At 74.3% G+C, this 25,404-nt stretch carries 25 protein-coding genes and 2 pseudogenes; 11 read left to right on the forward strand and 16 right to left on the reverse strand.

What is annotated here, in order from left to right:
• Window positions 1-53 precede the first annotated feature (53 nt).
• On the reverse strand, window positions 54-1,259 hold the full coding sequence (locus ACWDD7_RS22390; protein WP_450458707.1) for a glycosyltransferase: 1,206 nt from the start codon (window positions 1,257-1,259) through the stop codon (window positions 54-56).
• 201 nt (window positions 1,260-1,460) lie between these two features.
• Between ACWDD7_RS22390 and ACWDD7_RS22395 the strand changes: the two genes are divergently transcribed.
• The 3 genes from ACWDD7_RS22395 (at window position 1,461) to ACWDD7_RS22405 (ending at window position 3,205) form a co-directional block, all read left to right on the forward strand.
• On the forward strand, window positions 1,461-1,709 hold the full coding sequence (locus tag ACWDD7_RS22395; protein WP_351877023.1) for a DUF2277 domain-containing protein: 249 nt from the start codon (window positions 1,461-1,463) through the stop codon (window positions 1,707-1,709).
• A 271-nt stretch (window positions 1,710-1,980) separates the two neighbouring features.
• Window positions 1,981-2,439, forward strand: coding sequence for a DoxX family protein (locus ACWDD7_RS22400; RefSeq protein ID WP_392215906.1), 459 nt, complete (start codon window positions 1,981-1,983; stop codon window positions 2,437-2,439).
• 142 nt (window positions 2,440-2,581) lie between these two features.
• Window positions 2,582-3,205, forward strand: a complete 624-nt coding sequence (locus ACWDD7_RS22405) for a DedA family protein (protein ID WP_351877968.1) — start codon at window positions 2,582-2,584, stop codon at window positions 3,203-3,205.
• Window positions 3,206-3,332: 127 nt separating this feature from the next.
• Here ACWDD7_RS22405 and ACWDD7_RS22410 read toward each other — a convergent pair whose 3' ends face one another.
• Complete coding sequence (locus ACWDD7_RS22410; RefSeq protein ID WP_351877969.1) at window positions 3,333-3,977, reverse strand: HNH endonuclease family protein; 645 nt, start codon at window positions 3,975-3,977, stop codon at window positions 3,333-3,335.
• A gap of 379 nt (window positions 3,978-4,356) precedes the next feature.
• Between ACWDD7_RS22410 and ACWDD7_RS22415 the strand changes: the two genes are divergently transcribed.
• The gene (locus tag ACWDD7_RS22415) at window positions 4,357-4,938 is read left to right on the forward strand and encodes a TMEM165/GDT1 family protein (RefSeq protein WP_351877971.1); all 582 of its coding nucleotides are present in this window, start codon (window positions 4,357-4,359) and stop codon (window positions 4,936-4,938) included.
• A 170-nt stretch (window positions 4,939-5,108) separates the two neighbouring features.
• Window positions 5,109-5,783 carry an HAD-IA family hydrolase gene (locus tag ACWDD7_RS22420; protein ID WP_450458628.1) on the forward strand — a complete coding sequence of 225 codons (675 nt, stop codon included), beginning with the start codon at window positions 5,109-5,111 and terminating at the stop codon, window positions 5,781-5,783.
• Window positions 5,784-5,813: 30 nt separating this feature from the next.
• Here the strand turns inward: ACWDD7_RS22420 and ACWDD7_RS22425 are convergent, their stop codons facing one another.
• Entirely contained in the window at window positions 5,814-6,716 is a 903-nt protein-coding gene (locus tag ACWDD7_RS22425; RefSeq protein WP_450458629.1) for a peptidoglycan-binding protein, read from the reverse strand.
• A gap of 253 nt (window positions 6,717-6,969) precedes the next feature.
• On the opposite strand from ACWDD7_RS22425, the gene ACWDD7_RS22430 reads away from it, so the two are divergent.
• The gene (locus tag ACWDD7_RS22430) at window positions 6,970-9,009 is read left to right on the forward strand and encodes a DHA2 family efflux MFS transporter permease subunit (RefSeq protein ID WP_450458631.1); all 2,040 of its coding nucleotides are present in this window, start codon (window positions 6,970-6,972) and stop codon (window positions 9,007-9,009) included.
• On the opposite strand, the gene ACWDD7_RS22435 is transcribed toward ACWDD7_RS22430, so the two are convergent.
• Window positions 9,002-9,508, reverse strand: coding sequence for a GNAT family N-acetyltransferase (locus ACWDD7_RS22435; protein WP_450458632.1), 507 nt, complete (start codon window positions 9,506-9,508; stop codon window positions 9,002-9,004). The genes ACWDD7_RS22430 and ACWDD7_RS22435 overlap by 8 nt on opposite strands.
• Window positions 9,509-9,644: 136 nt before the next feature.
• Here ACWDD7_RS22435 and ACWDD7_RS22440 point away from each other — a divergent pair, with 136 nt between their 5' ends.
• Both ACWDD7_RS22440 and ACWDD7_RS22445 read left to right on the forward strand, forming a co-directional pair.
• Window positions 9,645-10,235 carry a hypothetical protein gene (locus tag ACWDD7_RS22440; RefSeq protein WP_450458633.1) on the forward strand — a complete coding sequence of 197 codons (591 nt, stop codon included), beginning with the start codon at window positions 9,645-9,647 and terminating at the stop codon, window positions 10,233-10,235.
• Between the two features lie 71 nt (window positions 10,236-10,306).
• Window positions 10,307-11,080, forward strand: a complete 774-nt coding sequence (locus ACWDD7_RS22445) for a hypothetical protein (protein WP_450458634.1) — start codon at window positions 10,307-10,309, stop codon at window positions 11,078-11,080.
• A gap of 4 nt (window positions 11,081-11,084) precedes the next feature.
• On the opposite strand, the gene ACWDD7_RS22450 is transcribed toward ACWDD7_RS22445, so the two are convergent.
• Window positions 11,085-11,498, reverse strand: coding sequence for a DnaJ family domain-containing protein (locus ACWDD7_RS22450; protein ID WP_351877985.1), 414 nt, complete (start codon window positions 11,496-11,498; stop codon window positions 11,085-11,087).
• 102 nt (window positions 11,499-11,600) lie between these two features.
• On the opposite strand from ACWDD7_RS22450, the gene ACWDD7_RS22455 reads away from it, so the two are divergent.
• Complete coding sequence (locus tag ACWDD7_RS22455; protein ID WP_351877987.1) at window positions 11,601-11,993, forward strand: FHA domain-containing protein; 393 nt, start codon at window positions 11,601-11,603, stop codon at window positions 11,991-11,993.
• A 20-nt stretch (window positions 11,994-12,013) separates the two neighbouring features.
• Here ACWDD7_RS22455 and ACWDD7_RS22460 read toward each other — a convergent pair whose 3' ends face one another.
• From ACWDD7_RS22460 to ACWDD7_RS22470, 3 genes and pseudogenes are all read right to left on the reverse strand, one after another.
• Window positions 12,014-12,685, reverse strand: coding sequence for an O-methyltransferase (locus ACWDD7_RS22460; RefSeq protein ID WP_351877989.1), 672 nt, complete (start codon window positions 12,683-12,685; stop codon window positions 12,014-12,016).
• Window positions 12,686-12,794: 109 nt separating this feature from the next.
• Window positions 12,795-13,907 (reverse strand): DUF2330 domain-containing protein, encoded by a 1,113-nt coding sequence (locus tag ACWDD7_RS22465; RefSeq protein WP_351877991.1) that lies wholly within the window; start codon window positions 13,905-13,907, stop codon window positions 12,795-12,797.
• Window positions 13,908-14,059: 152 nt separating this feature from the next.
• Window positions 14,060-14,299, reverse strand: a pseudogene (locus ACWDD7_RS22470) (MFS transporter); the annotation flags it as partial.
• 202 nt (window positions 14,300-14,501) lie between these two features.
• On the opposite strand from ACWDD7_RS22470, the gene ACWDD7_RS22475 reads away from it, so the two are divergent.
• Window positions 14,502-16,529 carry a bifunctional glycosyltransferase 87/phosphatase PAP2 family protein gene (locus tag ACWDD7_RS22475; protein ID WP_450458635.1) on the forward strand — a complete coding sequence of 676 codons (2,028 nt, stop codon included), beginning with the start codon at window positions 14,502-14,504 and terminating at the stop codon, window positions 16,527-16,529.
• A 48-nt stretch (window positions 16,530-16,577) separates the two neighbouring features.
• On the opposite strand, the gene ACWDD7_RS22480 is transcribed toward ACWDD7_RS22475, so the two are convergent.
• Complete coding sequence (locus ACWDD7_RS22480; protein ID WP_450458636.1) at window positions 16,578-17,747, reverse strand: steroid 3-ketoacyl-CoA thiolase; 1,170 nt, start codon at window positions 17,745-17,747, stop codon at window positions 16,578-16,580.
• 247 nt (window positions 17,748-17,994) lie between these two features.
• Here ACWDD7_RS22480 and ACWDD7_RS22485 point away from each other — a divergent pair.
• Window positions 17,995-18,215, forward strand: a pseudogene (locus tag ACWDD7_RS22485) (steroid C27-monooxygenase); the annotation flags it as partial.
• A 4-nt stretch (window positions 18,216-18,219) separates the two neighbouring features.
• Here the strand turns inward: ACWDD7_RS22485 and ACWDD7_RS22490 are convergent.
• The 7 genes from ACWDD7_RS22490 to ACWDD7_RS22520 form a co-directional block, all read right to left on the reverse strand.
• Window positions 18,220-18,933, reverse strand: coding sequence for a YoaK family protein (locus tag ACWDD7_RS22490; RefSeq protein WP_450458637.1), 714 nt, complete (start codon window positions 18,931-18,933; stop codon window positions 18,220-18,222).
• 149 nt (window positions 18,934-19,082) lie between these two features.
• A complete protein-coding gene (locus ACWDD7_RS22495) occupies window positions 19,083-19,496 on the reverse strand; it encodes a lytic transglycosylase domain-containing protein (protein ID WP_450458638.1) in 414 nt (137 codons plus the stop codon).
• 295 nt (window positions 19,497-19,791) lie between these two features.
• Window positions 19,792-20,628: an ECF transporter S component gene (locus ACWDD7_RS22500; protein ID WP_450458639.1), complete on the reverse strand. Its 837-nt coding sequence runs from the start codon at window positions 20,626-20,628 to the stop codon at window positions 19,792-19,794.
• Window positions 20,625-22,316 (reverse strand): ABC transporter ATP-binding protein, encoded by a 1,692-nt coding sequence (locus ACWDD7_RS22505; RefSeq protein WP_450458640.1) that lies wholly within the window; start codon window positions 22,314-22,316, stop codon window positions 20,625-20,627. Before ACWDD7_RS22505 ends, ACWDD7_RS22500 begins: the two co-directional genes overlap by 4 nt.
• A complete protein-coding gene (locus tag ACWDD7_RS22510) occupies window positions 22,313-23,476 on the reverse strand; it encodes an energy-coupling factor transporter transmembrane component T (protein ID WP_450458641.1) in 1,164 nt (387 codons plus the stop codon). Before ACWDD7_RS22510 ends, ACWDD7_RS22505 begins: the two co-directional genes overlap by 4 nt.
• Complete coding sequence (locus tag ACWDD7_RS22515) at window positions 23,473-24,126, reverse strand: SCO2322 family protein (protein ID WP_351868912.1); 654 nt, start codon at window positions 24,124-24,126, stop codon at window positions 23,473-23,475. The genes ACWDD7_RS22510 and ACWDD7_RS22515 overlap by 4 nt, the downstream gene beginning before the upstream one ends.
• Window positions 24,123-25,328 (reverse strand): prenyltransferase/squalene oxidase repeat-containing protein, encoded by a 1,206-nt coding sequence (locus ACWDD7_RS22520; protein WP_450458643.1) that lies wholly within the window; start codon window positions 25,326-25,328, stop codon window positions 24,123-24,125. The genes ACWDD7_RS22515 and ACWDD7_RS22520 overlap by 4 nt, the downstream gene beginning before the upstream one ends.
• Between the last annotated feature and the right edge of the window lie 76 nt (window positions 25,329-25,404).

A 25,404-nucleotide genomic window follows, 5' to 3' on the forward strand; every position in this document is an offset into this window, starting at 1 on the left:
GGTCCGGTCCGGGGCGGGGCGGTGGTGGACGGGCGTGCCCGCCCCGCGCCGCCTCAGCGGGCTAAGGGCACAAGCGACTCCGCCGCCACCGTCGCCCCGTCCGTGCCGACCCTCGCGGCCAGTTCCGCCGCCCGAGCCGCCGTCTCCGGGGCCAGGGCCCTTCCCAGCGCCTGCGACAAGGACGCGTACGTGGGCACCGGGCCGTCGTGAGCCGCGCCGACGCCCAGGGCGGCCACCCGGCTCGCCCAGTACGGCTGGTCCGCCAGCTGGGGGACCACCACCTGCGGCGTTCCCGCGCGCGCCGCCGTCGTCGTCGTACCCGCGCCGCCGTGGTGGACGACCGCCGCCACCCGCCGGAAGAGCGCCTGATGGTTGACCTCGCCCACCGTGAAGCAGTCGGGATGGCCGTCGGCCGCCGCGAGGTCGGCCCAGCCGTGGGACAGGACCGCGCGGTGGCCGTGGGCGCGGACCGCGTCGACGGCCACCCGGGCGATGTCGGCGCAGCCGTGCATCGGCATGCTGCCGAAGCCGACGTACACCGGGGGCGGACCGGCCGCCAGGAACGCCTCCAGCCCTTCGGGGAGCGGGCGTGGGTCCGGCAGGAACCACGCGCCCGTCTGTACGACGTCGAGTCCCGGCGTCGGCTCCCAGGGATCGAGCACCGGGTCCGTCGCCAACCACGGCCGCGCGCCGAGGACATGGGCGCGTACGTCGTCCACCGGGGCCAGACCGTGCGCCGTCCGCTGTGCGTTGAGCGCCGGGGCGAACAACTCGTTGATGTGGCGGGCGTCCAGGTCCCACAGCTCGCCCGGGTCGGTCACCTCCGGCGGGAACGGCCGGCCCGGGTAGGCGAGCGGCCGGCGCCGCGGGGACGGCAGGGTCAGCTGCTGGAAGGTCACCGACACGGCCGGGACGCCGAGCCGCTCGGCGACCGAGAGGGCGCCGGCCGCGGCGGGCAGCATGCCCGTGGCCACCACCGCGGCGCAGCCCTCCGCCGCCGCACCCACGGTTTCGAACTGGTCGGCGATCACCAGGGCCGCTCGCTCGGGCAGGGAGGACGGCGGGGGTGCCGCCTTGGTGAGGGCGCGGGCCGAGCGGCCCACCGGGACCAGGGGGACGTCCACCTCGGCCAGGCGGCGCGCGAAGTCCTCGTCGGGCGGGGCGCACACCCGCACCCCGGCGCCGCGCTCCCGCAGCCGCACCGCGAGCCCCACCAGCGGTTCGACATCTCCACGCGACCCGTAGGTCGACAACAGCACACGCACGTCTCGCAGCTCCCCGTTTCGGCGGCTTCCGGGCCAGGCGGGCGATTCTGCGCCATCAGGGGGGCCTTGCCGCAAGGCCCCCCGTGCGCTATACGTTGAGAGTGGCGAGGAGTCCGGTGACTTCCTTGCCCTTTCTTTTTGCCGCCCGCCCCTGGTGCCCTCTCGCCGCTCCGGCCGCCGCGTGAGACTGAGGGCATGTGCCGGAGTATCAAGACGCTGCGTCCGCCCGTGCTGCCCGGTGAGGCCACGGAGGAGGACATCCACGCCGCCGCGCTGCAGTACGTGCGCAAGGTCTCGGGCTTCCGTGCCCCCGCCGCCCACAACCGTGAGGTCTTCGACGCCGCCGTGGAGGCCGTGGCCCGCGCCACCGCCGAACTGCTCGGCGGGTTGCGGGTGCGCGGGCACGCGTCACCCGCCGTTGAGGCGGCGGAAGAACGGCCGTAACACCGCGTCCGTAGCGTCGGGTGGGCGATCGGGCCGGTCGGCCAAGGGCGGATTCGGTCATGTTCTCGGGCTGCGGCGCGGTTCCGCATGCGACCCTACATGCCGTCGGGTCAGGGGCGGGGCCCTCACCAGAAGCGGAACGTTGGCCAAAAGTTGAACTTGCAAGTATTGGTGAGGCACTCCTAACCTGGGGCTTCCATTCGGTACCGCCGCCCCCACCGGCCCGCCTGTCCCCGGCGGGCTCGTCCGACACCGAGAGGGTCACCTCCCCATGCCTTCCGCTCGCTTCAGCACCGCGCAGCCCTATGTCCTCGGACTGTTCCGCATCGTCGTCGGCCTGCTCTTCACCGCGCACGGCGCCGCCTCGCTCTTCGGTGTCCTCGGCGGGGCGATGGGCACCCACGGCGGCACCGTCGCGGCCGGCACCTGGCCCGGCTGGTACGCGGCCGTGATCCAGTTGGTGGCCGGCGCCCTGGTGCTGGTCGGCCTCGGCACCCGCGGTGCCGCGCTGATCGCCTCGGGTTCGATGGCGTTCGCCTACTTCGACATCCACCAGCAGCACGCGCTGATGCCCATCCAGAACGGCGGCGAGCCGGCCGTCATGTTCTGCTGGGCCTTCCTGCTGCTGGTGTTCACCGGCTCCGGCGCCTTCGGTCTCGACCGGCTCTTCGCCCGGCGTGCGACGGGCCAGGGTGAGCCCGTCGCGGAGCAGGCCCCGGTGGCCGCGTGACGTTCCCCCCGGTGCCCTTCCCCGGTCGGACCGGGGAAGGGCACCGTCGTGTCCGGCCGGTTCCGTAGCCCCCCGCGCACCTCCTGTCACACCTTCGGCGTACGCTGTACGGCTGTCATCGGGGGAAGTGTCAGGAGAAGACGTGTTCGAGAGTGTGGGGTCGCTGGCGGCCGGACCGTGGATCTATGCCGTGGTGTCCCTGTCCGTGCTGCTCGACGTGTTCCTGCCGGTGCTGCCGAGCGGTGTGCTCGTCATCACGGCGGGCACGGCAGCGGCGGCGGGCTCGGGCGCGGCGACCGCGGCGACCGGCCGGGTCCCGCACGGGGTGCCGGACCTGCTGGCCCTGGTCCTCCTGGCGGCGGCGGCCTCGGTCCTCGGTGACCTGGTGGCCTACCGGCTGGCCTGGCGGGGCGGGGAGCGGCTCGACCGCGCGATAGCCCGCTCCCGGCGGCTGACCACCGCGCAGGAACGTCTCGGCGACGCCCTCGCCCGGGGCGGCGGCGCGCTGGTCGTCCTCGCCCGCTTCGCCCCCGCGGGGCGCTCGGTCGTCTCCTTCTGTGCCGGCGCCGCCCACCGCCGGGCCCGCGACTTCCTCCCCTGGTCCGCCCTGGCCGGCCTCTCCTGGGCCGCCTACAGCGTCGCCCTCGGCTACTTCGGCGCCCGCTGGCTCGGTGCCACCTGGCTGGCGACGGGAGTGTCGCTGGCCGCGCTGTTCGGGGCGGGCGCGGCGGCGGGGTATCTGATGCGACGCCGTCCGGTCGCCTGAGGGCGCGGCGGCGGTGCCGGGTCCCCCGGGGCCGCCGTGATCCCCGTCCGGCCGCGAGGTGCCGGGACGCCGTGGAGCCCGGCCGGAGCCGGCCGGGCTCTTCTCGGCGATGCCGACGGTGCTCGGCTCAGCAGCTCGCGAGGTCGTTCTGCAGCGCGGTCTTCTCCGCCGGGTCGACGGACAGGTTGTAGTAGTACTTCACCTGCACCCAGGCGCGGACGTAGGTGCAGACGTACGCGGTGCGGGACGGGATCCAGGTGGCCGGGTCCTGGTCGCCCTTGGACTGGTTGACGTTGTCCGTGACGGCGAGGAGCTGGGGGCGGGTGACGTCGTTGGCGAACGCCTGGCGCTGGGCCGTGGTCCACTTGCTCGCCCCGGAGTCCCAGGCCTCGGCCAGCGGCACGAGGTGGTCGATGTCCACGTCGGACGCGGCGGTCCAGGTCGCGCCGTCGTACGGCGAGTACCAGCTGCCGCTGGTGGCGGTGCACGCGGAGTCGGTGACGACGTTGGAGCCGTCCCGCTTGAGGATCCACTCGCGGGTGTTGCACGTGCCCTCGATCGTGATCCACGTCGGGAACTTGTCGCGGCTGTAGCCGGTGCGGTCCTCGGTGGCGACGGTGAGCTGGGAGAGGTAGCTGCGGGCGGTCGCCCCGGAGACCGGCGTGGGCAGGGCGGCGGAGGCGGTGGGGGAGTTGAAGAGCGCGGCGGTGGCGATCATTCCGGTGACGCCGGCGAGTACGCTGAGGCGTCGACGCGCGTAGAACTTGGACATGCGGAGAACTCCCTTGTGGGGGTGGGGTATTGGGCCACGAGTCAGGGAATGCTCGCGGCGTGGTCTTTCCGGAAGGTGAGCGCCCGGTAAGAAGTTAGTGACGTGGGCATGTCAAGGCAAGGTTTCCGGACCGGACTTTGCCGTCCCGTATCATGGGAGCCGCAGAAGGGGAGTAGCTCTTCGCCGGACCGTCGACATACTGCTCAGCCAGCCTGAGCCGGCGCCCGGAGGCGGACCCTCGGTACCGCCCAGCGAGACCTTCGGCAAGCAGTGCACGTCCGCCCGTCCCGGCGCGGACGCCGAGTGCGCTGCCGTGCCGAGGTGTTCTCGCAGCAAGCAGCACACTCTCGGCGGGGCGGCCCCGACCGATTGAGGACCCTTGATCAGCATCACCGTGACGGCGCTCGTCTTCGGCGTCATCTTCCTCGCCGAACTGCCGGACAAGACCGCGCTCGCCGGCCTCGTCCTCGGCACCCGCTACCGCGCGGGTTACGTCTTCGCGGGCGTCGCCGCCGCCTTCCTGGTGCACGTCGTGCTCGCCGTCGCGGCCGGCAGTGTGCTCACCCTGTTGCCCCAGCGCCTCGTGCACGCCGTCACCGGCCTGCTCTTCCTCGGCGGCGCCGCGATGCTGCTGTTCGGCAAGGGCGAGGAGGAGGAAGAGATCAAGAAGCCCGCCGACCAGACCTTCTGGAAGGTCGCGGGCACCGGCTTCATGCTCATCCTGGTCGCCGAGTTCGGTGACCTCACCCAGATCATGACCGCCAACCTCGCCGCCCGCTACGACGACCCGATCTCCGTCGGCCTCGGCGCGGTGCTCGGCCTGTGGGCCGTCGCCGGACTCGGCATCGTGGGCGGAAAGGCCCTGATGAAGAAGGTGCCGCTGCGGCTGATCACGCAGATCGCGGCGCTGCTGATGCTGGGCCTCGGCGCCTGGAGCCTGTACGAGGCGGTCGCGGGCTGAGCTGAACGTCAGGTGAATCATCGCCGTGGGTGGTGGCGGGAAGGGCGTCGGGTTTTGTACCGTAGGAAAACAAAGTGGCTCCCGCCCGTTTTCCCTGACCGGCGGGCGGGGCCGCCTTGTCCCTCCCCGCATCGTCGGTGCGGGGCCTCTCGTTCCTGGAGCCACCGCCGATGACGGCCACCCCCACGCCCGCCCGCACTGTCCTCGACACCCGCGCCCTGCTGCTCGACATGGACGGCACCCTCGTCAACTCGGACGCGGTGGTCGAACGGGTCTGGCGGCGCTGGGCCGGGCGGCACGGGCTGGACGGCGACGCGGTGATGAAGGTCGTCCACGGCCGGCAGGGGCACGCCACCATGGCCGCGCTGCTGCCCGACCGGCCCGTGGAGCAGAACCTCGCCGAGAACGCGCGCATGCTCGCCGAGGAGACCGCCGACATGGACGGCGTGGTCGAGATCGCCGGCGCGGCCGCCTTCCTCGCCGCGCTCCGTGAGCTGCCGCACGCCCTGGTGACCTCGGCGGACGTCGGCCTGTCCACCGCCCGTGTGCGCGCCGCCGGGCTGCCGCTGCCCGAGGTCCGCGTCACCGCCGAGTCGGTCGGCGCGAGCAAGCCGGACCCGGAGGGATTCCTCAAGGGCGCGGCCGAACTGGGTGTCGCCCCGGCCGAGTGCGTCGTCTTCGAGGACTCCGGCGCGGGCATCGCGGCGGGGCGGGCCGCGGGGATGACCGTGGTGGGGGTCGGGCCCCGGGCGGCCGCCCATGGTCCCGACGTCGTCGTGCCGGACCTCACCCGGGTGCGGGTGGAGGGCCTGCCGGGCGGCGGGATCCGGCTGCGCATCGGCTGACGGCCGCGCCGCCGGCCGGGGTGCGCGGGCTCACGGCCCCGACGTCTCCGCCTCCAGGCTCGCCCGCGTCCGCGGTCCGTACACCCCCGGGGGGTCGTCCTGGACGCCCCGGGCCGCCTGGTACGTGCTGACGGCGTACTCCACGCGGCGCGTGTAGACGCCGTCGATGTCACCCTCGTACAGGTTCAACTGCCACAGCCGGTACTGGAGTTCGGTGACCTGCGGGCCGGAGTCCCCGCGTTCGAGGACCGCCGCGCTCGCCGGGGTGTCCGGTGCGGAGGCGGTGGGGGAGGGGCTGCGGGCCGGCGCACGGCTCGGGGTCGGGGTCGGTGTCGGTGGCGGAGCGGACGACCGGGCCGGGGCGGCCGAGGGGCTCCGCGGGGGCAGGGGCGCTGATCGCGCGGTCGACCGGGAGGGGCCGGAGGCGCCGTGCGCCGAGGGGGTCGCCGTAACCGGCGGCGGCACGTCCGGGACGCTCTCCCTGACCTCCGGGGCCGCGTCGTCCCGGGTCGGCGAGTGGTAGGAGAACAGCGCGAGACCGGTCGCCGCGAGGGCCGCCGCGCCCGCGCCCGCGGCGGCGATCGACGCCGTACGGCGCAACCGGCGGCGCCGGCCGTGCCCCCGAAGCACCTGCGGCTCCTCGGGGGGCTCGGGCTCGCGGGAGCCCTCCGCGAAGAGCCGTACGGCGGCCCCCGCCACCGGGCGCAGCGGCACCGTGGTCTCGGCGGGCCCGACGTCCTCGCCGTCCCCGGGCCCCACGTCCACGTAGGGCCGGATGCGCAGCGGGTCGAAGTCCTCCGCCGCTGCCGCCTCCGCCGTGCGCGTCCGGTGCAGCGCCTCGGCCGTGCGCGCGGTGCAGTCGCAGGCCGGGGCGCCCCCCGCGCCCCTCGGTGTGCCGCACTCCGGGCAGGCCGTGCCCTTCTCCCCGGTCACGTTCGTCCCCTCCCCTGGAAACCCCCGGCCGCCCCCGGAACCCCCGGCAGCCCTTGCGGGCCCCGGACCTCCGGCAGCCCCTGCGAGCCCCGGACCTCCGGCAGCCCGTGAAGCCTTCGCGGCCCCGAAAGTCCGCCGAAGCCACACAGGGTAGGCCCATTCCCTCCCCATCCGCAGGACTCGACAGGCCGCAAACGGTGACACCGACCAGGATGGGAGGTGACATCCCAGCCCCCAGCCCCGGGAGGTCCCCATGGTCCTGGACGCGCACGGTGCGGCGAAGGACGTGAGCGGGGACGAGCGCGTGGCGCGTGGCGTGTTCGTCCCGATCGGGGCGCTGCTCCTCGGGCTGCTGCTCGCCGCGCTCGACCAGACCATCGTGTCGACCGCGTTGCCCACCATCGTCAGCGACCTCGGCAGACTTGAGCACCTGTCCTGGGTGGTGACCGCCTATCTGCTGGCCTCGACCGCCGCGACCCCGCTGTGGGGCAAGCTCGGCGACCAGTACGGGCGCAAGAAGCTGTTCCAGACCGCCATCGTGATCTTCCTGGTCGGCTCGGCGCTGTGCGGCATGGCGCGGGACATGCCCCAGCTGATCGGCTTCCGCGCGCTCCAGGGCCTGGGCGGCGGCGGGCTGATGGTGCTGTCGATGGCCATCGTCGGCGACATCGTGCCGCCCCGCGACCGGGGCCGCTACCAGGGCCTGTTCGGAGCCGTGTTCGGTACGACCAGCGTGCTCGGACCGCTGCTGGGCGGGCTGTTCACCGAGCATCTGAGCTGGCGCTGGGTGTTCTACGTCAATCTGCCCGTCGGCATCGTGGCGCTCGCGGCGATCGCCGCCGCCCTGCACACACCGGTGCGCGGCGAGCGCCACGTCATCGACTACCTCGGCACCTTCCTGATCGCCTGCGTCGCCACCTGCCTGGTCCTCGTGGCCTCGCTCGGCGGCATCACCTGGGCCTGGGGCTCGCCACAGATCACCGCGCTCGCGGTGCTCGGCGTGCTGCTCGCGGCCGTGTTCGTGGCCGTGGAGCGCCGGGCGGCCGAACCGGTGCTGCCGCCGGGGCTGTTCGGCATCCGCACCTTCACCCTCGCCGCCGCCATCAGCTTCATCGTCGGCTTCGCCATGTTCGGCGCGATGACCTATCTGCCGACCTTCCTCCAGGTCGTGCACGGCGTCTCCCCGACCATGTCCGGTGTGTACATGCTGCCGATGGTCGTCGGGCTGCTGCTGTCCTCCACGGTCTCCGGGCAGATCGTCAGCCGCACCGGCCGCTGGAAGGTCTTCCCGGTCACCGGCACCGCCGTCACCACCATCGGGCTGCTCCTGCTGCACCGGCTGGACGAGACCAGCCCCACCGCCGAGATGAGCGCCTACTTCTTCGTCTTCGGCCTCGGCCTCGGCCTGGTCATGCAGGTCCTGGTGCTGATCGTGCAGAACGCCGTCTCGTACGAGGATCTGGGCGTGGCCACCTCCGGGGCCACCTTCTTCCGCTCCATCGGCGCCTCCTTCGGCGTCGCCGTCTTCGGCTCCGTCTTCGCGAGCCGCCTGGGCGACAAGCTCACCGCCGCCCTCGCGGGCGTCCCGCTGCCGCCCGGGGTGAACACGGACACGCTCAAGTCCGACCCGCGCGGCATCGCGGGGCTGCCGCCGGCCGTGCGCCCCGCCGCGCTGCACGCCTACGCGTCGTCCATCACCGACGTCTTCCTCTACGCCGCCCCCGTCGCCCTCCTCGGCTTCCTGCTGGCGTGGCTGCTGAAGGAGGACCGGCTGCGCGGCTCGGTCACCGCGCCGGACGCCTCCGAGACCCTCGCGCCCAACCCGGTCGAGCGGTCCTCCTACGACGAGGCGTGCCGCGCCCTGTCCGTGCTCGGCACCCGCGAGGGGCGTCGCGACGTCTACCGGGACATCACGGAGCGGGCGGGGTACGACCTCCTGCCCGCGGCCAGCTGGCTGCTGCTGCGCATCCGCCGCAACGGCTCCGTCGAACCCGGGGTGCTCGCCGAGCGCAGCCCCGTCCCGCTGGAGGCCGTTCTCGACGCCGCCCGCCAGGTCGAGGAGCGGCGGCTGGCCGAACGCCAGGGCCTGGACCTGTACCTGACAGCGAGCGGGCGCGAGGCCGCCGAACGGCTCGCCGTGGCCCGCGAGGAGTCGCTGGCCGAGCTGCTCGGCGACTGGTGGCAACCGGGCCGCTCCACGGACCTGCCGAAACTGGTCAGGGAACTGTCCGCCGAACTGTGCGGCGCCGAGCGTGAGCGCCCGCACAAGGCCTCCGGGCACGGGCTCAGTTGACCAGCTCCTTGCGGAACCAGTGCTCGGCGTACTCGTCGCGGTTGTGCGGGCCGGTCTCGGTGTAGCCGAGGCGGGCGTACAGGGCGCGCGCCTCGACCAGGTCGCCGCGGGTGTCGAGGACCAGCCGCCGGGCGCCGAGCGCGCGGGCGGCCTCCTCGGCCGCGGTCACCAGCAGCGCGGCGCCGCCCGTGCCGCGCATGCCCTCGGCCACGAACACCCGGGTCAGCTCGGCGGTCCCGTGCTCCAGGAGCCGTACGCCCGCGCTGCCCGCCGCCTCACCGCCGTACCACCCCACCAGCAACCGGCCGGTCGGCGGCGTGAGTTCGGCGCCCGTGGTGGCCGCGATCTCCCGCTCCAGCTCCGCCGGGTCGGTGCGGTGGCCCTCGTGCAGCAGGTACCAGCGGTCGCTGACCTCGGTGTAGTACGCCCGCCAGAGCGCGGTGGCGACCGGCGAGCCGGGGGCCTCCGGACTGATCGTCCACTTCGTCATGGGGGCCATTGTGGGGCGGGGCCCCGGAGCGGTCCGAACGGTTTTCCGCGCCGGCCGCCCCGGTGCCGTTTGTGGAAGGGGTTCCGGGTGACCCGGGTGGAGACCGGCCCGCCGGGCCGGTCCGCGATCCGAGCGGAAGGCAACCATGTCCACAGGCTTGATCATCTTGCTGGTCGTGATCGTGGCACTCGTGGTCGTCGCCGCGCTGGTCACCTTGCTGATCGGCCACCGCAGCGGCGGCGGTCCCGGTCTGAAGCGGCGCTTCGGTCCCGAGTACGAGCGGACCGTGGCCGCCCACGACGGGGACAAACGGGCCGCCGAACGCGAGCTGAACGAACGCGTCGAACGCCACGGCGACCTGCGCGAGCGGCCCCTCTCCCGCGAGGAGCGGGACCGTTACACCGCCCGCTGGGCGAGCGTCCAGGAACATTTCGTGGAGTCCCCGCGGCAGGCGGTGGCCGAGGCCGACCAGCTGCTCGGGGAGGTCGCCCAGGTGCGCGGCTACCCCGGCGGCGGCCGCTACGACGAGCAGCTCGCCGCGCTGTCCGTGCACCACGCCGACCACGTCGACGGCTACCGCCGGGTACACCGGATGGCACGGGCCGCCGGGGCGGGCGGCACGGGCACCGGGACCGAGGAGATGCGGTCGGCCCTGGTCGGCGCGCACGAACTCTTCGACGAGCTGACCGGCGTCGGCGGCGGCGCCTCGACGTCCGGCCGGCACCGGGCGGCCTGAGCCGCCGCTGGCCGGACGGCGCTCCTGACCGCCGGGCCGGAGGGCCCGACTACCGAGAAGGGACGAGAACCATGCCGGACAGGAGGAACGGACCCGGTGACGAGCGGTTCCCCACGGGCCGCTACGCCCGTCCGCCGGACGACGAGTGGGTGCCGGAGGCCGAGCAGACCGAGCCCCTGGAGCCGGGCGAGCGGCCGATGGGACGACCGGCGCGGGGGGAGCGGCTGCAACCGGGGGATCGGGCGCCCGGGGAGCGGATGCCGGGCGAGCCGCGCGGGGTCCGGCCGCCCCCGCCGCCCGGCCCCGCGGGGATCGACGACCGCGGCACCGCCGGCCCCTCGGGCGCGGCGGCCGGCCGGGACCGCTCGACGACCGCGGGCGGCGGGCCCGACCTGGGTACGCCCGCGCCCGCCCCGGACACGGCGCGGATGCCGGACGACGGTCTCGGCGCGCCCTCACCCGGTGACGTCACCGCACGGGAGGCGGGCACCACCGAGGGCACCGCGCCGGACGCCTGGCCGACGGCACCGGGGGTCACCCGGGCTCCGTCGGGCGCCGGAGCCCCGCTGCTGCCGCACGAGGAGGCCGAGCGGTGGGAGCAGCGGATGCGGCAGGTGGCGGCCGGGTTCGTGGACCGGCCCCGGGTGGCCGTGGAGGAGGCCGACCGGGCGCTGGAGGAGATCGCCACGCGGTTCGGCGAGGCCGTGAACCGGCGCCGCCGCTCCCTGCGGACGTCCTGGGCGGACACCGGGGAGCAGGGACCGGCGAACGAGGCCGACACCGAGCAGCTGCGGCTGGCGCTGCGGGACTACCGGGACCTGGCGGGACGGCTGCTGCACTTCTAGCGCGTCAGGCGCCGTCCGGCCCCCTGAGCCGCCGCCGCTCCCGTACGACCTCCTCCACGTCGTACGGCTTCTTCCCCAGTGGGGGACCCGGCGGCGGCTTGAACATCATGTCGCGGATCTTGACGTTGACGTCCTCGATGATCTTCCGGGCGATCCGCTCCGAGGGGGCCGCGTACGCCGCCGCCAGCGCGTCCTCGGCCTCCTTGCGCAGGGCCAGCGCGGGCGGCAGCACCGCGAGGCCCTCGCGCGCCATCTTCCGCTTGACCCACCACAGTTCGTCGTACGTGGAGTCGATCTCGGCGGGCAACGGCTCGCCCACTCCGGGCAACTGCTCGAACTCGCCGCGTGCCTGCGCGTCCTGGATCTGTTTGTCGACCCAGCTCTCGAACGGCACGCCGGGTGGCTTTCGCTCGGTCATGACCCCATTGTGCCGGACGCGGTCCGGCGGGGCGTTCTATCATGCGGCGGCGGCGCGCAGGGCAACCGCCCGTCGCGCAACGACGTTTCAGGGGGAACGCAGGTGCTCGAACTCACCATGGCCGCCGTGTCCGCGGCCGACGCGGGGGCCACCGCCGGCATGACGATGGCGGAGGCGCCGAGCGAGCCGGGCGCGGTGCTGCGGGTCGGCCGGGACGCCGCCGCGTGCCGGCTGGTCACCCCCGAGGAGTGGCTGTTCGTCTCCCGCGTCCACCTGGAGTTCTCCTGCGGGGCCGACGGCGCCTGGCGGGTGACCTGGCTGCGCGGCTCCCAGCCCGACCCGGCGTCCGAGGTGCGGCTGACGGCCGGGGAGTCCGTACAGCTCCTGGTCTACGGCGCGACGGTGCCGCTTCCGCGCGGGGGCTCGGGCGAGATCGTCGTCCAGGACCGCACGGCGCCCCGCAGCGTCAACGTCGGCTTCTACCACGAGGTTTGAGAAGCGGGCCGGTACGAAGGTCAGCCCAGCACGCGGGCGAGCGCGAAGCCGTCGTAGCCCTTGGTACCGACCGTCTGGATGGCCGTGCCGCTGAGCCTCGGGTGGGAGGAGATCAGCTCGATCGCGTCACGGGTGCCGACCACGTCCGGCTCGGTGCTGTCCGGGTCGGCGACGCGGCCGCCGCGCACCACGTTGTCCAGGACGATCAGGCTGCCCGCGCGGGTGAGGCGCAGCGCCCACTCCACGTAGTGGGCGTTGTTGGCCTTGTCCGCGTCGATGAAGACCAGGTCGAAGGGGGCCGGGTTCTCGTCGGCGAGCTTGGGCAGCGACTCCAGGGCCGGGCCCACCCGCACCTCCGCGATCCGGTCCAGGCCCGCGCGGGCGATGTTGCGGGTGGCCACCTCGGCGTGCCGGGCGCTGTACTCCAGCGTGACCAGCCTGCCGTCCTCGGGCAGCGCGCGGGCCAGCCAGATCGTGCTGTAACCGCCGAGCGTGCCGATCTCCAGGATGGTGCGCGCGCCCTGCACCTGGGCGAGCAGCTGGAGCAGCTTTCCCTGGGCCGCGGTGACCCCGATGGGCGGCAGCCCCGCGGCGTCGTTCTCCCGCAGGGCCGCCCGCAGTGCCTCGTCGTCGGGCGAGAGGTTGCTGATGAAGTAGTCGTCGACGTCGTCCCAGAGCTGCTGCCCGCTCATGCGCCTGCCGCCTTTCCCGAGTGCCTGCCGAGGCCGCTGGCCCGCTGCCGCCTCCGATCATCTCAGTTGGGGCGCGGGGAAGGGAGAGGAATCGGTCGGGGTCGGGGGATCAGACGAGGGGAGGGGGAGGGGAGACGGGCGGTGGCGGGAGCACCGGGCGCCGTGAGCGCCGTACGACCACGACGGCGATCGCGGCCGCGAGCAGTACGGCGAGGCCGGCGACCGTGAGCAGCCAGGCCGGGACGCCCGCGATCCGGTCCAGCTCCTCGTCGTCGATCACCTGCCGCACCGGGGTGTCCGTACCGGCCCGGCGCAGCTCGTGGTCGCCCGAGATGCGGGCGGGCTGCGGGAACCGCTGGGTGAGCGCGGTCAGGTACGGCGCCCCGTGGGCGAGGGTGCCGAGGGCTCCGCGCGGGGCGTCGAGGCGGCCGGCGAAGACCGTGCGGGGCGGGAGACCGCCGATCGACGTGCTCGGCTCCATGCGGTGGGCGGCGAGGACGTACAGGCCGAGCGACTGCGGGGTGCTCGCCAGCCGGGACAGGCGCATCGGGTAGACGGGGCGGTCGGCGGCGAAGGTGAGGTGGAGCGGGTCGAGGGCGCCCGCGAGGGCCGTGCCCTCGGCGTCCGGGGCGAGGCGGACGGCCACGTACTCCCAGTGTTCCGCCACGTACGGTCGGAGGGCCGTCCTCAGGCGGGCGGGGAGTGCGAAGCCGTTCGCGCGCAGCCAGTCCTCCAGGGCCGCCGGGTCGGTCGCGGTCAGCCGTGCCACGTCGAACGGGCCGAGCCGCTGCCGTCCGACGACGCCCACGGCACCGGCACCGGGCGCCGGTGCGGCCGCGGCGCCGTCCGCGTGGTCGTCGAAGGGCCAGTCGCCGCCTCGCGGCCAGAAGTGGTGCCGGGTGCGGTGCACCGGCGCGACGGCCCGTGCCAGCTGGTCGAAGACGGCGGGGTCGGCGAGGCGGACGGTGGCACGGTGCGGGACGGGCATGATCCAGGCGGCGCGGTGGGCGTCGCCGGTGACGGTCAGCCGCATGACGATCTGCTCCTGGCGGCCGTCCCAGCGCAGGACGGACTGCTCGTCGGACACCGCGATCTGCTGGGCGGGGTCCACGACCATGGCGCCGCAGCCGCAGGCCCATGCGGGCGAGAGGAACCAGGTGAGCTGGATGCCGAGGAGTGTGAGTACGACCGCGAGTACGCGTGCGGCTCGGATTCTGCGCATGTCCCGTCCCCCGTGTTGCGGTTACGCAGGGGAGAGACGAGGCCCGTGGGGTTCCGGTTCCGGAACCGGGGCTCCCCCAAGGGGCGCGGGGAACCGCGCGACCGGCCTCCACGGTGTCGCGCCCGGCGCCACGCCCCGCGCCCCCGCGGCGGCTACCGGCCCTCTACCGCCGGGGCGGAACCCGGCAGCGGGCGCCCCGCCGACTCCGACATCCGCCACACCGCGAACCCACCGACGACCGCGGCGGCCATCATGTGGTGGGCGGGCATCATCATGTTCCCGGTCGCACCGATCAGCGCCGTCACCACCAGCGGCGTCGTCCCGCCGAACAGCGACACGGACACGTTGAACCCGATGGACTGCGACCCGTACCGCACCCGCGTCGGGAACAGCGGCCCCGTACGACGGCGGTGACAACGCCTGAACCCCCGCGCACCCTCGTCATCCGGACAAAAGGACAGTGGACGTCAGGTGAATCGGGGGCTGCCTGCGTCCCCTTCCGAGGGGTCTGCGAGCCTCGTAGGGTTGCGCAGAGGTGACCCGGCGTGAACGACGCACGGCCGGGACGAAAACGGGGCGGGAGGCCGACGAGGCGTGGCGAACGTGGAACAGGGCGGGGGACCGAGGGACGGCTTCGGAACCGCGGACGCCGAAGGACGGCTGCGCGCGGCGCGGCTCGCGCTGTGGGCGGTGGCCGCGATCCTCGCGGTCCGGCAGATGACCGCCGTCCTCACCAGCCCGAGCGGCAAACGCCTCGTCGATCTGGAGACCTGGGTCGGCCCGAACGGCGTCCTGGACGTCAAGGGCTCCCTCTACGACTCCACGCGGTTCACCGGCACCCCCTTCGCCGGGCTCGTGCTCAAGCCGCTCACCCGCGCCGCGGAGGCCGCCCTCGGCTGGAGCTGGACCTTCGGCAGCCTGCTGCTGGTGGTCGCGCTCGGCATGATCGCCGCGCGGGCGCTGCCGCAGCCGGTGAGCCGCCGCACCTCGCTGCTGGCCGCACCGGTCGCGATCAGCCTGCTCATGGTCTCGCTGCCGGTGCGCAACGCGCTCTGGCTCGGCCAGACCAGCATCCTCCCGGTGCTGCTGGTGCTGCTCGGCTGCTTCACCGTGCGGGGGGAGCGGGCGAGCGGGCTGTGCCTGGGCCTGGCCGCGGCGCTCCAGCCCACGATGCTGCTCTTCGCGCCCCTGCTGTGGTTCACCGGCCGCCGCCGGGCCGCCCTCACCGGGGCCGGCACCTTCACCGCGCTGACCGCGCTCGCCTGGGCCGCGCTGCCGCACGACTCCGTCACCTACTGGCTCCAGCACACGGCCGGCGTGGGCCTCGGCGGCAAGGCCGACGCCCTCGGCAACCAGTCCCTGCACGGCGCCCTGCTGCGCCTCGGCCTCACCGGCCCGCTGGAGATCACGCTCTTCCTGCTGCTCGGCGCGGCCGTCTCCACCCTCGCCCTGCGCCGCGCGGTCCGCTACGCGCACGACGGCCAGCTGCTGCTCGCCGTGGCGATCACCGGGTGTGCCGCGGTCGCCGTGTCGCCCACCACCTGGCAGCACCAGCTGCTGTGGCTGCTGCTCGCGGTCGTCGGCCGGGTCGGGCGCCGGGCCTCGGACCGCACCGTGTGGCCGGTCGCGGTGGTGCTGGTGATGACCCTGCCGGCGAAGATGATGCTGCCGAACACCCCGGCGCTGTACGCGCTGCGCGACGACCTGGTCCTGGTCGCGGCGCTGGCCGCCGCCACCGCCGTACCGTTCCTGTCGCGCACCTCGCCGTACTACCGCAAGCCCGTCCCCACCGAGTACGCCCCCCCGGTCCCCGCCCGCTTCCGGAACATCCCCCTGCTCCCCTTCCTCCGCCGGGTCCTCACCCGCCCCAACCTCCTCCTGGAGTTGCTGCTGATCCGCGTCGTGTACGCCGCGTACGCGCAGGTCCGGCTGGCCGCGGGCGCGAGCGGCGACGACCGGGGCCGGGTGGCCGCGGAGCACCACGGGCGGATCGTGGTCGACATCGAGCGGTTCCTGCACATAGACATCGAGCACTGGCTCAACCACACGGTCGCGGGGATCGGCTGGCTGCGGGGCTTCCTCGACTTCTACTATGAGTCCTTCCACTTCGTGCTCCCGCTCACGGTCCTCGCGGTCCTCTACTGGCGCCGGCCCGTCGACTACCGCTGGGCCCGCACCTCCCTCGGCTTCGCCACCTTCCTCGCCCTGATCGGCTTCTGGCTCTTCCCGCTGGCCCCGCCGCGCCTGATGCCGGGCCTCGGCTTCATCGACACGGTGCACGGCGCGCAGGACCTCGCGCACCCGGACTACGGCGCGATGACGGCCCTCACCAACCAGTACGCGGCGATGCCGTCCCTGCACTTCGGCTGGTCCCTGTGGTGCGGCGTGGTCATCGCCGTCCTCGCCCCCAGGTGGTGGATGAAGGCCCTCGGCCTCCTCCACCCCTTCTTCACCGTCTGCGCCATCCTCGCCACCGCCAACCACTGGGTCCTCGACGCGGCCGGCGGCGCGCTGGTCGTCTCCGCCGGCTTCGCCCTGTCGTACGTGGTCCAGGGCCCGAGGGCGGCGAGGGCCCCGAGGCTCACGCCGACGGGACTGATGGAACCGGTGCCGGTGAAGTAGCGGGCCGGTGGGCACCCGCCGGCCCCGTCGGCGGTGCCCGCCGGTCCGCTACAGGCGCTGGATGATCGTGCCCGTTGCCAGGCCGCCGCCCGCGCACATCGTGATCAGGGCGAACTCCTTGTCCGTGCGCTCCAGTTCGTGCAGGGCCGTGGTGATCAGGCGGGCGCCCGTCGAGCCGACCGGGTGGCCGAGGGCGATCGCCCCGCCGTTGACGTTGACCTTGGAGAGGTCCTGCTCGAAGACCTGGGCCCAGCTCAGGACCACGGACGCGAACGCCTCGTTGATCTCCACGAGGTCGATGTCCCCGAGGGACATCCCCGCCTTGCCCAGCACCGCGCGTGTCGCGTCGATCGGGCCGTCGAGGTGGAAGTGCGGGTCGGCGCCGACCAGTGCCTGGGCGACGATGCGGGCCCGGGGCCTGAGCTTCAGCGCGCGGGCCATCCGCTTGGAGGTCCACATGATCGCCGAGGAACCGTCGGAGATCTGCGACGAGTTGCCCGCCGTGTGCACCGCCGACGGCATCACCGGCTTGAGCCGGGCCAGCGCCTCCATGGACGTGTCCCGGAGCCCCTCGTCCCTGTCGACCAGGCGCCACATGCCCTGACCGGCGTACTGCTCCTCCTCCGTCGTGGGCACCTGCACCGCGAACGTCTCCCGCTTGAACCGCTCCTCCGCCCACGCGAGCGCCGCCCGCTCCTGGGACCGCAGTCCGAACGCGTCGACGTCCTCGCGTGTCAGCCCCCGATGGCGCGCGATCCGCTCCGCCGCCTCGAACTGGTTGGGCAGGTCGACGTTCCACTCGTCGGGGAAGGGCTTCCCGGGCCCGTGCTTGGACCCGGACCCGAGCGGCACCCGGGACATCGCCTCCACGCCGCAGCTGATCCCGACGTCGATGACGCCCGCCGCGACCATGTTGGCCACCATGTGCGACGCCTGCTGCGAGGACCCGCACTGGCAGTCCACGGTCGTCGCGGCGGTCTCGTACGGCAGCCCCACGGTCAGCCACGCGGTGCGCGCGGGGTTCATGGACTGCTCGCCGGCGTGGGTCACCGTGCCGCCGACGATCTGCTCGACCGCGTCGGCGGGGATACCGGTACGGCCGAGGAGTTCACGGTAGGTCTCGCCCAGCAGACAGGCGGGGTGCAGGTCGGCGAGCGCGCCGCCGCGCTTGCCGATCGGGGTACGGACGGCTTCGACGATCACGGGTTCCGCGGCCATGCGTGCGGGTCCTCTCCGAGAGGGCTCTCCTCCAGAACTAGAACGCGTACTAGTTCTGTGGTGCAGTCTGCGGACGTGGCGTCCGTCACCGCAAGGGTCTTGCAGTCGCCGAAGTCGTGATCTGCACGAATTCCGCACGGATTGGCCGGACCCCGCCCCTCGTCGGTCCTGGAACCCGTTATTACGTTCGAGCCTCGGCTGATGGCCCGTCAGATGGCTGGAGTCGCCGATGCCCTGCCCCGCGCTGCCCGACGTCTTCGACATCACCCGCGATCCAACCCCCACCTCGGCTTCGGCGGCGGTGGTCCCCACTACTGCGTCGGCAAGTCACTCGCGGTGCTGGAGATCGACCTCGTCTTCGGCGCCATAGCCGACGCCCTGCCCGGTCTGAGGCTCGTCGACGCCCCGTGCCGGCTGTGCTCGGCCTGGATCAACGGCGTCAAAGAGCTTCGGGTGACCGCCGGTTGAGGGGCTACTCCGCGCCGGAGGCGGCGACCGCCAGCACCGCCGAGGCGGCGGCCGCGATCAGCAGCGGGATGCCCAGGCCGTGGTGCAGCACCAGCCACGCGCCGAGGGACGCGCCGCCGAGCATGGCGACCACCGAGGCCGTACGGCGCGGGGAGCGGTGCCCGGTGCCGTTGCCGAGCCGGGAGTCGGCGGCCAGGCCCGTCAGGGTCATCGTCAGCACCGTGGTCGTCAGATCGGGCACCCCGAGCCTGCGGACCGTCGCGTTGCGCACACCCATCGCGAAGGCCGTGAGGGCGATGAGGGCGTAGACCGTGCCGGCCCGGCCCGGCCAGGCGAAGGCGGCCGCCGCCGACAGCCCCACCAGGGCCGCCTCGGCCGCCAGGGTCAGCCGCGCCCACCGGCGCCGGGACCCGCCCCCGAACCGTGCCGCCGCCCGGCCGCCCACCACCGCGCCGGCGAGGAAGGAGGCCAGCGAGGTGGCGGTGTGCGGCACGGAGAACCCGGGCGCCCCGGCCGCCGCGAAGCCCAGCACCACCACGTTGCCGGTCATGTTCGCCGTGAAGACCCTGCCCAGGCCCAGATAGCTGACGGCGTCGATCAGGCCGCTCACCACGGTCAGCGAGAGCAGGACGAGCACCAGGCGCAGCCCGCGCGCCTCCGGGTCCGGCGCGGCGGCCACTGGTTCGGGCGTCGTCGGCGGGGTCGGCGGTGTCGTCACGGTTCCTCCGGTTCGCCGGACGGGCGGGGTGGGACAACTCCACCACGAGTCCGGCGGCACGACCCGGAAACGCGGACGCACCCTCGCCGTGTGGGGCGAGGGTGCGTCCGCTCGGTCCGGGGGCCGCCGCCCCCGGGAGTCCGGCCGGCTCAGTACCAGCCGTTGGCCTGCCAGAAGGACCAGGCCTTGGCCGGGCTGCCGTAGCGGGAGTTCATGTAGTCCAGGCCCCACTTGATCTGGGTGGCCGGGTTGGTCTTCCAGTCGGAGCCGGCCGACGCCATCTTGGAGCCCGGCAGCGCCTGGACCAGGCCGTAGGCGCCGGAAGAGCTGTTGGTGGCGGTCGGGTTCCAGCCGCTCTCGTGCTGGACGATCTTGCTGAACGCGTTGAACTGCGCGGCGTCCGGGATCATCCTGTGCGCGATCGCCTGAGCCGAGGAGGCCGAGGCCGGGGCGGCCTGGGCCGGCGCCGCGGACAGCGCCATACCCGCGGTGGCGGCGGCCACGGCGGCGACGGTGAGGGCCTTCTTCGGGGACGCGATGCGACGGATGAAGGAGACGGACACGGAGCACCTCTTGCGTCGGGGACGGGGGGATCACCGGCGCGAACCCCTGAGGGCTCGTCGTGCCCGGCGACGGCGTCCAGACAAGCAGCCCGGGAATCCGTCCGCAATCACCCCTTTTACTAGTTGTGGCCGGAAGGGTCGGTCATGCTCCCTTTGTGACGTGGGTCGCAAAGCGCAGGTCGGAAGGGGTGCCCGAAGGTGCGTATCGGACAAAAGGAGCTACGATCCCGGTTCGTAGGTGAGCTGCGTCATGTGGGGGGCCTCACCGGCCCGCTCACCGTGTGGGTACGGCCCCTCACGCCATGGGACCGTCGAACGTGACCGGCGTCTCGAAGGCGGCCCGCCGGGTGGCCCGGCGCAGGGCGCGCAGCACCGCGGGGCCGAGCGCGCAGGTCAGCACCACCGTGCACAGGGCCCGGCCCAGGTCCCAGCCGAGGGAGGTGGCGAGGCAGTAGGCGACGAAGCGGGCCAGGTTGGCGGCCACCGAGGCGTGCGGATGGAAGGAGATGCCGGAGGCGGTGGCACTCATGAAGGGCCAGCCGGCCAGGTTCATGACCGTGCCGTAGGCGAGGGCGGCGAGGAAGCCGTACCCGGCCAGCAGCAGCATCTCGGCCCGGCCGCGCAGCCGCACCGGGCCCGGCAGCAGGCCCGCGCCCATCGCGAACCAGCCCATCGACAGCATCTGGAACGGCAGCCAGGGGCCGACGCCGCCGGTCAGCAGCGCGGACGCGAACATCGTCACCGAGCCCAGCGCGAAGCCGAAGCCGGGGCCGAGGACGCGGCCGCTGAGCACCAGCAGGAAGAACATCGGCTCGATCCCGGCGGTGCCCGCGCCGATCGGGCGCAGCGCGGCACCGGTGGCGGCGAGCACGCCCAGCATCGCCACCGCCTTCGGGCCGAGGTCCGACTCCGAGATCGTCGCCGCGACCACCGCCACCAGCAGGATCAGCAAACCCGCGAACAGCCAGGGCGCGTCCTGGGAGTGCGCGCTGAGCCGGGAGGCGGGCGGGGCGAGGAAGGGCCAGCCGAACGCGACCACACCGACCGCGGTGACGAGGGCGAGCGCGGCGACGGAGCGGGGGCCGAGGCGGACGGCGCGGACGCGGGGGGACGCGGGCGGGGGCGGGGTCATCGCAGGGCCTCCCGGACCTCGGCCACGGTCAGCCACTGCTGGGGGGCCAGGATCTTGGTCACCTGCGGGGCGAAGGAGGGGGAGGAGACCACGATCTCCGCCGTCGGGCCGTCCGCGATCACCTCGCCCTCGGCCAGCAGCACCACCCGGTCGGCGATCTCCGCGGCCAGCTCCACGTCGTGCGTGGCCAGCACGATCGCGTGCCCCTCGGCGGCGAGTTCGCGCAGCGCGGTCACCAGGCGGGCCTTCGCGGCGTAGTCCAGGCCGCGGGTCGGCTCGTCCAGGAGGAGCAGGGGCGGGCGGGCGGTCAGTACGACGGCCAGCGCGAGCGCGAGGCACTGGCCCTCGGAGAGGTCGCGGGGATGGGTGTCGTCGGCGATGCCCGGCAGGAGCCGGGAGAGGAGGGCGCGGCAGGTGCCGGGGGGCGCGTCGGCGTCCTGGTCGGCGGCGGCGCACTCCGTCGCCACGGTGTCGGCGTAGAGCAGGTCCCTCGGTTCCTGGGGGACCAGGCCGACGTGGCGGATCAGTTCGCGGGGCGGGGTGCGGTGGGGGGTGGCGCCGCCGACGGTCACCGTGCCGGCGGTGGGTTCGAGGAGGCCGACGAAGGTGTTGAGGAGGGTGGACTTGCCGGCGCCGTTGCGGCCCATGAGGGCGATGGTCTCGCCGGGGGCGACGGTCAGATGCACGCGGTGCAGGGCGGTGACGCGGTCGCGGCGCACGGTGAGGGCGCGGGCGTCGGCCGTGTGCGGCTGCCGGGGTTCGGGGGCGGGGCGGCGTCGGAACAGGCGCCCGGTGCCGCGGCCGGCCGCGGGCGGGGTGGCTCGCCGGCGGTCACCGGGCACTCCCGCGCCCGGCCTCGGTCGCGCGGGGGTGGCCGCGAGGCGCTCACGCAGGGGTGCTGCCTTGCGGCGGGCGTCCCGGACGGTCAGGGGCAGCGGGGACCAGTCGGCCAGGCGGCCCAGGGCGACGACCGGGGGGTAGACCGGGGAGACGGCCATGACCTCGGTGGGGGTGCCGGTGACGGGGGGTGCGCCGGGGGCGGGGAGGAGGACCACGCGGTCGGCGTACTGGATGACGCGTTCGAGGCGGTGCTCGGCCATGAGGACCGTGGTGCCGAGGTCGTGGACGAGGCGCTGGAGGACGGCGAGGACCTCCTCCGCGGCGGCGGGGTCCAGGGCGGAGGTCGGTTCGTCGAGGACGAGGACCCGGGGGTGGGGGGTGAGGACGGAGCCGATGGCGACGCGCTGGCGCTGGCCGCCGGAGAGGGTGGCGATGGGGCGGTCGCGCAGGCCGGCGAGGCCCAGCAGATCGAGGGTCTCCTCCACGCGGCGGCGCATCACTTCGGGGGCGAGGCCCAACGACTCCATGCCGTAGGCGAGTTCGTCCTCCACGGTGTCGGTGACGAAGTGGGCGAGCGGGTCCTGGCCCACCGTGCCGACGACGTCGGCGAGTTCGCGCGGCTTGTGGGCGCGGGTGTCGCGCCCGGCCACGGTCACCCGGCCGCCGAGGGTGCCGCCGGTGAAGTGCGGGACGAGTCCGCTGACCGCGCCGAGCACGGTGGACTTGCCGACCCCGGACGGACCGACGAGCAGCACCAGTTCGCCCTCCGGCACCTCGAAGTCGACGTCGCGGACGCTGGGTCCGGGGGCACCGTCGTACGTGACGCTGACCTTCTCGAAGCGGATCACGGGCGCTCCCTGGGGACGACGAGGGCGGGCAGCAGGGCGAGGAGGACCGACGCGGCGGGCCACAGGGGGAGGGCGGGGGCGGTCAGCGGGACCACGCCGGGGTGCAGCGCCTCGGGGGCGCGGGCCGAGGCGAGGGTCAGCAGCGCGGCCACGGCGACGCCGGAGCCGGTGACCAGCCAGGCGCGCAGGTCCCAGGGGTCGGGGCGGTACCGGGTGCGCGGCGAACGGCGGCCGCCGAGGCGCAGCCCGGCGAGGGCGGCGGCGATCCCGGCGAGGAGCAGCGGGGCGCCGTAGCTTCCGCCCTCGGCGGTGAGCAGCCCGTACGTGCCCGCGCAGATGCCGAGCAGGCCGCCGAGGGTGAGGGCGGCGGTGGTACGGCGCACTCGTGCGGGGACCTCGGCGGTGCGGCCGTAGCCGCGGGACTCCATGGCGGCGGCGAGGGCGACGGAGCGTTCCAACGCGCCCTCCAGGACCGGGAGTCCGACCTGGAGCAGGCCCCTGATGCCGCGGTCCGGGCGGCCGCGCAGCCGACGGGCGGCGCGCAGGCGCTGGACGTCGGCGATGAGGTGCGGGGCGAAGGTGAGGGCGACGACGACGGCGACGCCCGTCTCGTACAGGGCGCCGGGGAGGGACTTCAGCAGGCGGGAGGGGCTGGCCAGGGCGTTCGCGGCGCCGACGCAGACCAGCAGGGTGGCCAGCTTCAGACCGTCGTAGACGGCGAAGACGAGGGCCTCCGCGGTGACCTCGCCGCCGAGGCGGATGCCCTGGGCCCAGTGCGGCAGGGGGATCTCGGGGAGGGTGAGGAGGGTGTGGGTGCCGGGGATCGGGGAGCCGAGGACCGTCGCGAAGACCAGGCGGATGAGGAGGACCGCGAGGGCGAGCTTGGCGAAGGCGGTGTAGGAGCGGGCCCAGGGGGCGGGGGAGCGGTGCGTCGCCACGACGTACGCCGAGGCGGCGACGAGGAGGGCGAGCAGGAGGGGGTTGGTGGTGCGGGTGGCGGCCGTACCGAGCGATATCGCCCACAGCCACCAGGCACCGGGGTGCACGGTGGCCCGGCGCCGGGCGAGGACGCCTTCACCCACGGGTGCGGTCGACCGCGGTTCCCCGGGGACGCGGGGAACCGCGCGAGCGGCCACGGGCGGGCCGTCCGGCGACGTCATACGCGTCGCCGTCGCGACTGCCACACCGCCGCGCCCGCCAGGAGAACGACGACGCCCGCACCGATCGGCAGCCCCAGGGACGGGCCGTCGGAGGAAGCGGTCCGCTTCTCCGTGCTGCCCGGGGTCGTCGACGCGCCGCTCCCCGACACCTGCTCGCCGCACCCCTTGCGCGGATACCCGGAGATCGCGCACAGCAGGGCGTTCGTGTCGTACCGCAGCGGCTTGGCCACGGCGGCCAGCGCCTCCGCGGCGGACGCCGAGGGCGAGACCCGGGCGCACGCGGTGCGGCGGGCCGGAGGGGTCTCGCCCGGGGGCGCGTCGGCCGGGACGCCGAAGTCGATGACCAGGGCCACCCGCTTCGTGCCGGACTCGGCGGGCGTACCCGAACAGATCGCGGCGAAGTCCGCCGTACCGCGCGGCTTGCTCGCGTCGCCGGAGTCCGCGCTCACGGAGAAGCGGAAGCCCTCCACGGCGCCGTCGTCGGGGCGGGCGAGCGAGGGGCCCTGGGTGGCGTACGTCCAGTGGCCACCGGAGCGTTCCCAGAACGACCAGTAGCGGTACCCCGTGGCGTGCGCCTGCCCGGCACCGGCACCGAGCAGCAGGGCGAGGACGGCCGACAGGACCGGCGCCGTACGGCGGACCGCGTTCACGACTGCTTCTTCTTCCGGGTGCTGAGCAGGAAGCCGATGCCGATGCCCGCGACGAGGCAGATGCCGACGCTCCACCAGACCCCGGCGTGCGAGCCGCCGTCGGACGCCTTGGCCGGCTTCGTGGCCGCAGTCTGCGTCTTCGGGGCCGGGCCGAGGGCGTTGAGGGCGGTCACGAGGCTGGTGCCGCCGAAGTCGCCGGGCTGGGCGCCGACGGAGTGCGCGGCGAGGATCAGCTGGGCGTACGCCGCCGGGCCGGTCTGGGCCGCCCAGGGGCCGGCGTGCTTCTCCAGGAAGGCGTACGCCTTCATCGCCGGCGCGGTGCGTCCGTCCGCGGCGAGGGCCACGACGGTGTCGGCGGTGTTGCCGTAGTCGGGCTGGTTCTCGGCACCGGGCATCACGGAGAGGAGGTGGCCGGTCCTGGCGACCGCGGCCGCCAGGTACGCGCCGCCGTTGTCGGCGATCCGGGCGGGGCCGCCGCCCTTGGCGCAGGCGTCCGCGGCGGGGGCCTTGCCGGCCCCGGCCACGAAGCCCTTGCCGAGCGCGGCCAGCACACCGGCCGCGGTGGCGTCGGCGTTGGCGGCCAACTTGCCCTTCTTGTCCGGCTGGTAGGCGAGCGCGCCGCCACCGTCCTGGTCGCACGGGATGGACCAGGAGGCCAGCGCGTCGTACGGGGACCTGCCGGACGTGCGGACGCTCGCCGGGTCGGCGCCGGTCGCGGCCAGCGCGCCGACGACGACGGAGGTGGAGTTGGTGTCGCTGGGACTGCCGGGGTTGTAGCCCCAGCCGCCGTCCTTGTTCTGCACGGACTTCAGCCAGTCCACGGCCTTGGTGACGGCGGCGTCGTGGCCGCCGGTCGCGTGCAGGGCCTGGACGGCGGCGGCCGTGCTGTTGGTGTCCACCATGGTCTTGGCGTCGCAGGCCTTGGCGGGGGTGGCGCGGAAGGCGGCGAAGGAGCCGTCGGCGCACTGCTGGCCGGTGAGCCAGTCGACGGCGGCGGTGGCCGGGCGGTAGCCGAGCGTGCGCTGGGCGACGAGGGTGAGCGACTGGCGCCACACGCCGTCGTAGGTGGGGTCCGACGTGCCGTACAGGCCGGCCGGGGCGGCGACCTTGGGGGAAGGGGACGGGCCGGCGGCCGTGGCGGGCGCGGCTGCGGCCAGCACGCCTATGGCGGCGAGAGCCGCGGCGTTGCGGCGGACGTTCATGGTCGGCGACTGCCTCTCCCTGCGGGGAGCCGGGCAGCGCACGGGAGGAGCCCCGGGCGGCTCGACTCCGTATACC

The sequence above is a fragment of the Streptomyces sp. NPDC001056 genome (assembly GCF_053598955.1).

Excerpts from the sequence above, each read along its gene's own strand:
- ACWDD7_RS22445 (WP_450458634.1), top strand. The coding sequence starts at position 10,307 with ATGCCGGACAGGAGGAACGGACCCGGTGACGAGCGGTTCCCCACGGGC.
- ACWDD7_RS22450 (WP_351877985.1), bottom strand. The coding sequence starts at position 11,498 with ATGACCGAGCGAAAGCCACCCGGCGTGCCGTTCGAGAGCTGGGTCGAC.
- ACWDD7_RS22410 (WP_351877969.1), bottom strand. The coding sequence starts at position 3,977 with ATGTCCAAGTTCTACGCGCGTCGACGCCTCAGCGTACTCGCCGGCGTC.
- ACWDD7_RS22460 (WP_351877989.1), bottom strand. The coding sequence starts at position 12,685 with ATGAGCGGGCAGCAGCTCTGGGACGACGTCGACGACTACTTCATCAGC.
- ACWDD7_RS22480 (WP_450458636.1), bottom strand. The coding sequence starts at position 17,747 with ATGGCCGCGGAACCCGTGATCGTCGAAGCCGTCCGTACCCCGATCGGC.
- ACWDD7_RS22520 (WP_450458643.1), bottom strand. The coding sequence starts at position 25,328 with ATGAACGTCCGCCGCAACGCCGCGGCTCTCGCCGCCATAGGCGTGCTG.
- ACWDD7_RS22500 (WP_450458639.1), bottom strand. The coding sequence starts at position 20,628 with ATGACCCCGCCCCCGCCCGCGTCCCCCCGCGTCCGCGCCGTCCGCCTC.
- ACWDD7_RS22435 (WP_450458632.1), bottom strand. The coding sequence starts at position 9,508 with ATGGCCCCCATGACGAAGTGGACGATCAGTCCGGAGGCCCCCGGCTCG.
- ACWDD7_RS22465 (WP_351877991.1), bottom strand. The coding sequence starts at position 13,907 with ATGCGCAGAATCCGAGCCGCACGCGTACTCGCGGTCGTACTCACACTC.
- ACWDD7_RS22400 (WP_392215906.1), top strand. The coding sequence starts at position 1,981 with ATGCCTTCCGCTCGCTTCAGCACCGCGCAGCCCTATGTCCTCGGACTG.
- ACWDD7_RS22510 (WP_450458641.1), bottom strand. The coding sequence starts at position 23,476 with ATGACGTCGCCGGACGGCCCGCCCGTGGCCGCTCGCGCGGTTCCCCGC.
- ACWDD7_RS22440 (WP_450458633.1), top strand. The coding sequence starts at position 9,645 with ATGTCCACAGGCTTGATCATCTTGCTGGTCGTGATCGTGGCACTCGTG.
- ACWDD7_RS22395 (WP_351877023.1), top strand. The coding sequence starts at position 1,461 with ATGTGCCGGAGTATCAAGACGCTGCGTCCGCCCGTGCTGCCCGGTGAG.
- ACWDD7_RS22420 (WP_450458628.1), top strand. The coding sequence starts at position 5,109 with ATGACGGCCACCCCCACGCCCGCCCGCACTGTCCTCGACACCCGCGCC.
- ACWDD7_RS22430 (WP_450458631.1), top strand. The coding sequence starts at position 6,970 with ATGGTCCTGGACGCGCACGGTGCGGCGAAGGACGTGAGCGGGGACGAG.